This is a genomic window from Peptostreptococcus sp. (assembly GCF_036639115.1).
In the GTDB taxonomy this organism is placed as follows: Bacteria; Bacillota; Clostridia; order Peptostreptococcales; family Peptostreptococcaceae; genus Peptostreptococcus.
In genome coordinates, this window is record NZ_JAVWJH010000001.1 from 112,074 (window position 1) to 119,727 (window position 7,654).

3 protein-coding genes are annotated in these 7,654 nt (G+C 29.6%); all 3 read left to right on the plus strand.

The annotated features are described in order from the left end of the window. The first annotated feature begins 12 nt into the window (after window positions 1-12). The 3 genes from RR561_RS00435 (at window position 13) to pflB (ending at window position 7,593) form a co-directional block, all read left to right on the plus strand. The gene (locus RR561_RS00435; RefSeq protein ID WP_332505460.1) at window positions 13-879 is read left to right on the plus strand and encodes an MIP/aquaporin family protein; all 867 of its coding nucleotides are present in this window, start codon (window positions 13-15) and stop codon (window positions 877-879) included. A gap of 356 nt (window positions 880-1,235) precedes the next feature. Continuing rightward, window positions 1,236-4,721: a hypothetical protein gene (locus RR561_RS00440; protein ID WP_332505461.1), complete on the plus strand. Its 3,486-nt coding sequence runs from the start codon at window positions 1,236-1,238 to the stop codon at window positions 4,719-4,721. A gap of 640 nt (window positions 4,722-5,361) precedes the next feature. Further along, on the plus strand, window positions 5,362-7,593 hold the full coding sequence (pflB, locus tag RR561_RS00445; protein ID WP_332505462.1) for a formate C-acetyltransferase: 2,232 nt from the start codon (window positions 5,362-5,364) through the stop codon (window positions 7,591-7,593). Window positions 7,594-7,654 lie beyond the last annotated feature (61 nt).

Consider the following 7,654-nt stretch of genomic DNA (forward strand, 5'->3'; position numbering starts at 1 on the left):
GAGGTGTAAGTTTTGAACAGTTATTTTTATAAGGATGAATTTCTAGGGGAATTCATTGGAACGTTCTTCTTGGTACTTTTTGGTTTGGGAGCTATTTGTGCATCTACAATTTTTGGATCGCACAGTGGGTTATTCCAAGTGGCATTATTATGGGGTATAGCAGTAACACTTGCAGTATATGTGGTTAGACACCTATGTAATGCACATTATAACCCAGCGGTATCGGTAGCAATGGTAGTGAGTGGAAGAATGAATGCAAAGAGATTGCCGACTTATTTGATAGCGCAATTTCTAGGAGGATTCTTTGGAGCTTTGATGGTTTACATCTTATTTAATCCTTCAATTGCAGCATTTGAGGCCAGTCATGGTATTGTAAGAGGTAGCTTTGAATCTGTTACAACAGCTAAAATGTTTGGAGAATTTTATGTTCAGCCAGGTGGTAGTGCACAAGTAAGTTTTGGGCTTGCTATGTTTGCTGAAATTTTCGGGACATTCATGTTGGTACTAACAATATTCTTACTTACGGACAGTTGTAATGTTGGTAGACCAAATGATCAACTGGGACCATTTTTTGTAGGACTTACTGTTACTTCTGTAATTTGTTTGATAGCACCGTTGACTCAGGCTTGTATTAATCCTGCTAGGGACTTAGGTCCAAGAGTAGTAACGATGATATTTGGCTGGGGTAAAAATGCTTTTCCAGATTCTCAAGGTGGTTTTATGTGGATATATGTCCTTGCACCAATACTTGGAGGAATTTTGGCAGCTGTAGTATTTTCAAAGGTTATCGAACCAGCCTTAAACAGAAGAAGTAAACTTCAGGAGAATGAACTTAAAGCTAGACTTGATGAAAAAGCAAGTATAAAAATTGCTGAATAACAGAAACTTTACGGCGCTTTTAAATTTTGTTGATCGTAGAAATCTCTCTAAAGATAATTTAGAGGGATTTCTTTTTTTATATTTATAAAAAAAGAAATCTACAGAGAATAATAAAATAAAAGGATAAAAAGGCTTATTTATATGAAAATATTAACAAAAATATTTTTATAATAAAACTATAAAAATTAAAACCAATTTTATGTCTATTTTATTATATTTTTCTACTACTAAATATAAAAACATGTTATAATCATATGTAAGTGGTTTATTACGATTATGTTGGCATTATTATTTTTTATTAAATAATTGTGTTGTATTCGAATCAAAAAATTTAATTAGTCAGCGGGGAAAGCGATATGGGTGAAAAAACAAAAGAATTGATTCATATTAATGGAGAGAAATCAGATGATGATATATCCAGTAAATATAAAAATGAAAACATGGATATTTATACAGATATAAATGTGTTATCATATAACAAAATATTACACAAAAAAGATACATCTCCCCTTGAGTATTTAAAAGAAAGTTATCCAGCAGATATTGAAAAAGTGATGGTGGATGACATTTTTTATAGTAAAATTTATGTTGATTTTATTAAATATTGCTCTTGTAATGAGATTATTACACTATATGATTTAAGCGATAATCATATAGAGAGTTTTTTGGAGAGTATAGAGGACTCATCTGATAGAAATAAAATTGGGTTTAAAATAGAAAATGTATTAGAAGATATGAAAGAAAGTTTCAACAGAAACTTCTTTGAATTGGACTATCTAAAGGATAACTATGAAGAAATCCTAAGAAAGAGTCTAATAGAGCTTGTTTTTGACGCGCGAAAATATCTGCTATTTAGAGAATTTTGTGCCCAAAATGGTATCGTAACGCTAATGGATCTTAGAAAAGAAGATTTGGTTAGATTTACGTTTAGTAAAAGTATAGGTAAAAGAAAAAAAGAAGAAATAATCTTAAAAATTGAACATTTTCTGTTAGAAATATTAGGGGATGATCAAGATGGAAGTATCTTTGAATATATAAAAGAAAACTATCCAGAAGATCTTAAAGAGTTAAAAATTAACGATGTGTTCAAAGAATATAAACATATAATGTTTAGGATTCACTGTGAAGATAATGATATTATTAGTTTGTATGATCTAAATATAGCTGCTCAAAAAGAATATTTTCAGAAATTTAGCATTAAAGATTCTAAGAAAAAGTTGGTAATAAATGCTCTCAAAAAGGAATATCTGTCAATAATAAAAAAGAATTTAATTTTATCAAGTGTGATACCACAGGAAAAAGAAGTAGGAGTGGATGAATGTTCACATATCAATGTTGAGAAGAATTATTTTAGATTGATTCCGATAGAGAGTTTGCTTCCAGATAAATATCTAGCATATGAATATATGAAGCAAAAGCTACAAGATGATGGTGTCGAGAATTTACTTGATCTTATGGGGTATGATCTAACAAAGTTAAAGTATGTTCCTGGTGTTGGAGAAAAAAGATACTCTGAATTTTTTGATCATTTAAAAGAAAATATTAGAAGTGCAAAAGAAACTGTTAAAGTAATTGAAACAGAAAAATTTTTGCTTGAAGATAATATTTACTCTGCTGTAGCTGAGAAAACTGTTTGGGAAGTAGTGTCTGGTGTTGGTCTGAAGGTAGATAGAAAGTCTTATAATCAAGATGAAATATCACAGTATCAAGGAATGAGATATATAGATATCAAAGATTATAGCTTGATAAGATATCTTATTAACATAAAAAAGAACCTAGAAAAAATAATAAACGTTGAAGAAACAATTAATGAACTGAGATTCTCTGGGTATAATGATGTAGAAAAAATGGTACTTTATGATAGGGTAATTGCTAAAAAACCATTAGAACAGATATCTAAGTCTACTGGAGAAGATATAATTAGATTAGAAAAAATAGAAAAAAGTATTATAGAAAATATAAATAAGGTACTAAAAGAGAAAAAATTTACAATAGCTTTGAGAACTATATATGATAATTACAAAAGAATGCCGATAGAAAAACTAGATGATTATCTTGGCGAAAACGAAAAGATATTGTTAGATTTAATAAAGGCAAATGTAATATATGGCGTATTTTATATAAAAGAATATGAAAGCATGGCATACTTCAATTTAGAGGGAATAGCAAGCAATGCTGATTATGAAATCGAACAGATAGATTCCTTTGGAGAAATTAAGAGTTTGAAAAAGATATTTAAAAAATATAATCAGGTTACGGTCAATGATACTATATTTACTGATATAATTAAAAACTCTGAGTGTGCAAGATTTATGAGAGAAAATGGTGTTCAAATAGTTGATGATTATTATTATAAAGATGGCATAAGTAAAATTGACCTATTTGAATTTTATCTTAAATACTATCATAAGGAACCACTACGCTTGAATTCAAAAACAGTTCCAGAATACAATAGATTTTTCAAGGAAAAATTTGCTATAGAAATGAAGATGAATAGTAGAAGCCTTGAAGGTCTAGCCTCTAGATCTGATAAAATTATACTTGTAAATCCTAGAACCTATTCACACATAGATTTGGTAGATATTGATGAAGTGACTGTATTGCATATGAAAAAGATATTAGATTTAAGGTTATCAAAGAAAAACTATGTAAATGCAAAAGAAATATATGAGATAATGGAAGAATACTATCCTGGGACCTTCTATGGCAAACATCATGTATATTCTTTGATAAATCATCATTTTGATGATTATAATACTAGTAAAGGAAACTCTCTGGATATTACTACTAAGGGAAATCAAATATCAATGAAAACTGATGTGATTTTTGATATTTGTAAAGAGAATGATTCTATTATTAGTATAAAAGATTTAAAGGATCAAACTGACTGGTCTACTAATAGAATATACAATGCAATAGACAACTCTGAAAGAGTAATAAAAATGGGACCGAGTAAATGTGTAATTATAGAAGATATATTAAATAAAGAAATAAAGGAAAAAATTAAAAATATTTCTTTGGAAGCCTTTCAAGATGGATATGCTTTCACCAAGAAACTTTATAGTGAATACATACTAAAAGACGAAGTATTGTCTGATTTTGTGGATAAATATGATATAAAACATCCTAAAGAAATTGCATCTTTAATTAAATACATGAATGAAAATATAGTCGGAAATAACAATTTTTTATATTGCAAAAATCAAGATATTAAAAGTATAGAAGATGTGATAAGAATTAAATATCCAAAATATTTGACAGTAGATGATTTAAGAGAGCTTTTATCAAGGTTTGGATATTCCCAGATTTCTATATACCAAACAGTGGATAGAATAGTAAATAAGGGAATTTATATTCAGGTAGACAAAGAAAAATTTTTGGTAAAAGAAAAGTTTTTATTAGATGCAGGTGAAATTGAGAAACTCGTAAAATTTGCAAAAGAAAAAACTTCTAAAAATGGATATTTTATTCCGAAAGAGTATATAAAAGAAATACGTAACAATATAGATTTTAAGGACTTTGAAATAAATCAATTTACAGTTGCGAATGTTCTAGATGAAAATGGATTTAAAAAACTATTTAGATATAAGATGAAAAATGCTATGGATGTTATAGTGTTGGTAAATAAATCTTCTGAATATGAAGATATAGATGAGTTAACATATGATATATTAAAAAATTCATACGATGGTGATATGAATGAAAGAGATGTATATGATTTCCTTTCTGGTATTGGTATATATGAACCGATAGAAGATCCTTTATATAAAAAAATGTATAATGATATGAAGATGAACGGATATATATCTGTTGATGATGAAGGAAGCGTAGTTTTGAAATAAAAACCATATGTGATTAAAAAGGCGTAGAATTAATTCTATGCCTTTTTTAATATTTGAATTTGTGTGTTAATTAGTTTTAATTTAAGTAAAATAGAATCTATTAAAAATAATCAACGGACTTGCGTTCAATATATAGATAATAAAAGTGTGATGTGATATAATAACAACTACATATTGAAGAAGAAAAAATATTATAAATAGAGATTGTTTAAAAAATATTAATAAAAATCGCTAAAATTTTGCTTTTATTTGTATAATATTTTTTGATTTTCTTATTAATATGGATTATATAAAATTATAATTTAAAACACTTTGCTGTAAAACAGTGTAGTGAAGGCTTCTTATGTCAATATTGCATGCTAACGAAAAAAAATAAATGTACAAAATAGTACGAATATGATAGAATTATTTTAGATAAATGAAGAGTAAATATTCGTGAAAATAAAAAAGCTAAAATTGGATATCGAGCTTAATATAAGAAAAAATAAGTAAAAATATAACATAAAAGTTATTTCAAAAAGCTATTGAACATTGTATACAATTATGTTATCATGAAGTTAATCTTTAATGATAGTCAATTTCATTAAAGAATTGAGATATTATATTAAAACTAAATTAGTATTTGTATGGAGGTAGAAATATGACTGCTTGGAATGGATTTAAAGATGGAAAATGGTCAGAAAATGTAGATGTTCATGACTTTATTGACTTGAACTATACTCCTTATGAGGGAGATTCTAGATTTTTAGAAGGTGCTACAGAAAATACTGAGAAGCTTTGGAAAGAAGTTTCTGAATTATTTAAAAAAGAGAGAGACAATGGTGGTATGCTAGATGTGGATGTAGATACTATATCTCAGATAGATGCATATGCACCAGGTTATATAGATAAAGATAGAGAAAAAATTGTAGGATTACAAACTGATGCCCCTCTAAAGAGAGCGGTAATGCCTTTTGGTGGAATAAGAACAGTTGAAAATTCTTGTGAAGCTTATGGATATAAATTAAATCCAGAAATTGAAGAGATTTTTACAAAGTATAGAAAGTCTCATAATCAGGGTGTCTTTGATGTATACAATGAAGAGATGAGAGCTGCTAGAAAGTCAGGAATAATTACTGGGCTTCCAGATGCCTATGGTAGAGGAAGAATAATAGGTGACTATAGAAGAGTAGCTTTATATGGAGTAGATTTCTTAATTGAGAAAAAGAATGAAGAAAAACTTTCTTTAGCAGATAAGCCAATGACTGAAGAAGTTATTCGTTTAAGAGAAGAGTTGACTGAACAAATTGTAGCTCTAAAGAAGCTAAAGAATATGGCAAATTCATACGGATATGATATATCAAAACCAGCTACAAATGCACAGGAAGCAGTTCAGTGGTTATACTTTGCATACTTGGGGGCTATAAAGGACCAAAATGGTGCAGCGATGTCAATAGGTAGAATTTCTACATTCTTAGATGTTTATTTTGAGAGAGATTTAAGAAATGGAATAATAACAGAGAAGGATGCACAGGAAATAATGGATCACTTTGTTATGAAGTTAAGAATGGTAAAATTCCTTAGAACACCTGAATATAATGAATTATTCTCAGGAGACCCAACTTGGGTTACTGAATCAATTGGTGGAATGAATGCAGATGGAAGAACATATGTAACTAAAAACTCATATAGAATGCTAAACACTCTATATACATTAGGGCCATCACCAGAGCCAAACCTAACAGTTCTTTGGTCTACTCAACTACCAAAAGAATTTAAAGATTTTTGCTCAAAGGTATCTATAGACACTAGTTCAGTACAGTATGAAAATGATGATTTAATGCAGAAGTTTACTGGAGATGACTATGGTATAGCTTGCTGTGTATCAGCAATGAGAATAGGAAAGCAAATGCAGTTCTTTGGAGCGAGAGTAAATCTAGCAAAGACACTTCTATATGCTCTAAATGGAGGTATAGATGAAAAATCTGGGGCTCAGATAGCTCCAAAGATGGAAGTTATAGAGGGAGATATATTGGATTATGATGAAGTAAATGCAAGATTTGAGGAATACTCAGCATGGCTTGCAGGATTATATGTAAACACTTTAAATGTAATTCACTATATGCATGACAAGTATTCATATGAATCACTTGAAATGGCACTTCATGATATGGAAATACTAAGAACAATGGCTTGTGGTATAGCTGGTCTTTCAGTTTGTGCAGACTCTCTATCTGCAATAAAATACGCTAAGGTAAAGCCAATCAGAAATGAAAATGGTGTAATAGTAGACTTTGAAATAGAAGGAGACTTCCCTAAGTATGGTAATAACGATGATAGAGTGGATCAGATAGCAGTAGATATAGTAACTGGCTTCATGGAAAAAATAAGAAAGCATAAGACTTATAGAGATGCGGTTCATACTCAGTCAGTCCTTACTATTACTTCAAATGTAGTATATGGAAAGAAGACAGGAAATACTCCAGATGGTAGAAAGGCAGGAGAGCCATTTGCACCAGGAGCAAATCCAATGCATGGTAGAGATTCACAGGGAGCTTTGGCATCACTTTCATCAGTAGCAAAAATTCCTTATGAAGAGGCACAGGATGGTATATCTAATACATTCTCAATTGTTCCTAAGGCTTTAGGAAAGTCTGAAACAGATAGAATGAGTAATCTATCAGCTATGATGGATGGATACTTTATGCAAAAGGCTCAGCACTTAAACGTAAATGTATTTGATAAAGCAACTCTTCTAGATGCTATGGAAAGACCTGAAGAATATCCTCAGCTAACTATCAGAGTATCTGGATATGCTGTAAACTTTATTAAGTTGACAAGAGAACAGCAGCTAGATGTAATAAATAGAACTTTCCATGATAGAATGGCTTAAAAGCAAAAAAGCAAAAAAGCAAAAAAGCAAAAAAGCAAAAAAGCAAAAAAGCAAAAAAGCA

What these genes read in the sequence shown, in the direction of transcription:
- RR561_RS00440 (WP_332505461.1), top strand. Translation starts at nt 1,236, where the DNA reads ATGGGTGAAAAAACAAAAGAATTGATTCATATTAATGGAGAGAAATCA.
- pflB (WP_332505462.1), top strand. Translation starts at nt 5,362, where the DNA reads ATGACTGCTTGGAATGGATTTAAAGATGGAAAATGGTCAGAAAATGTA.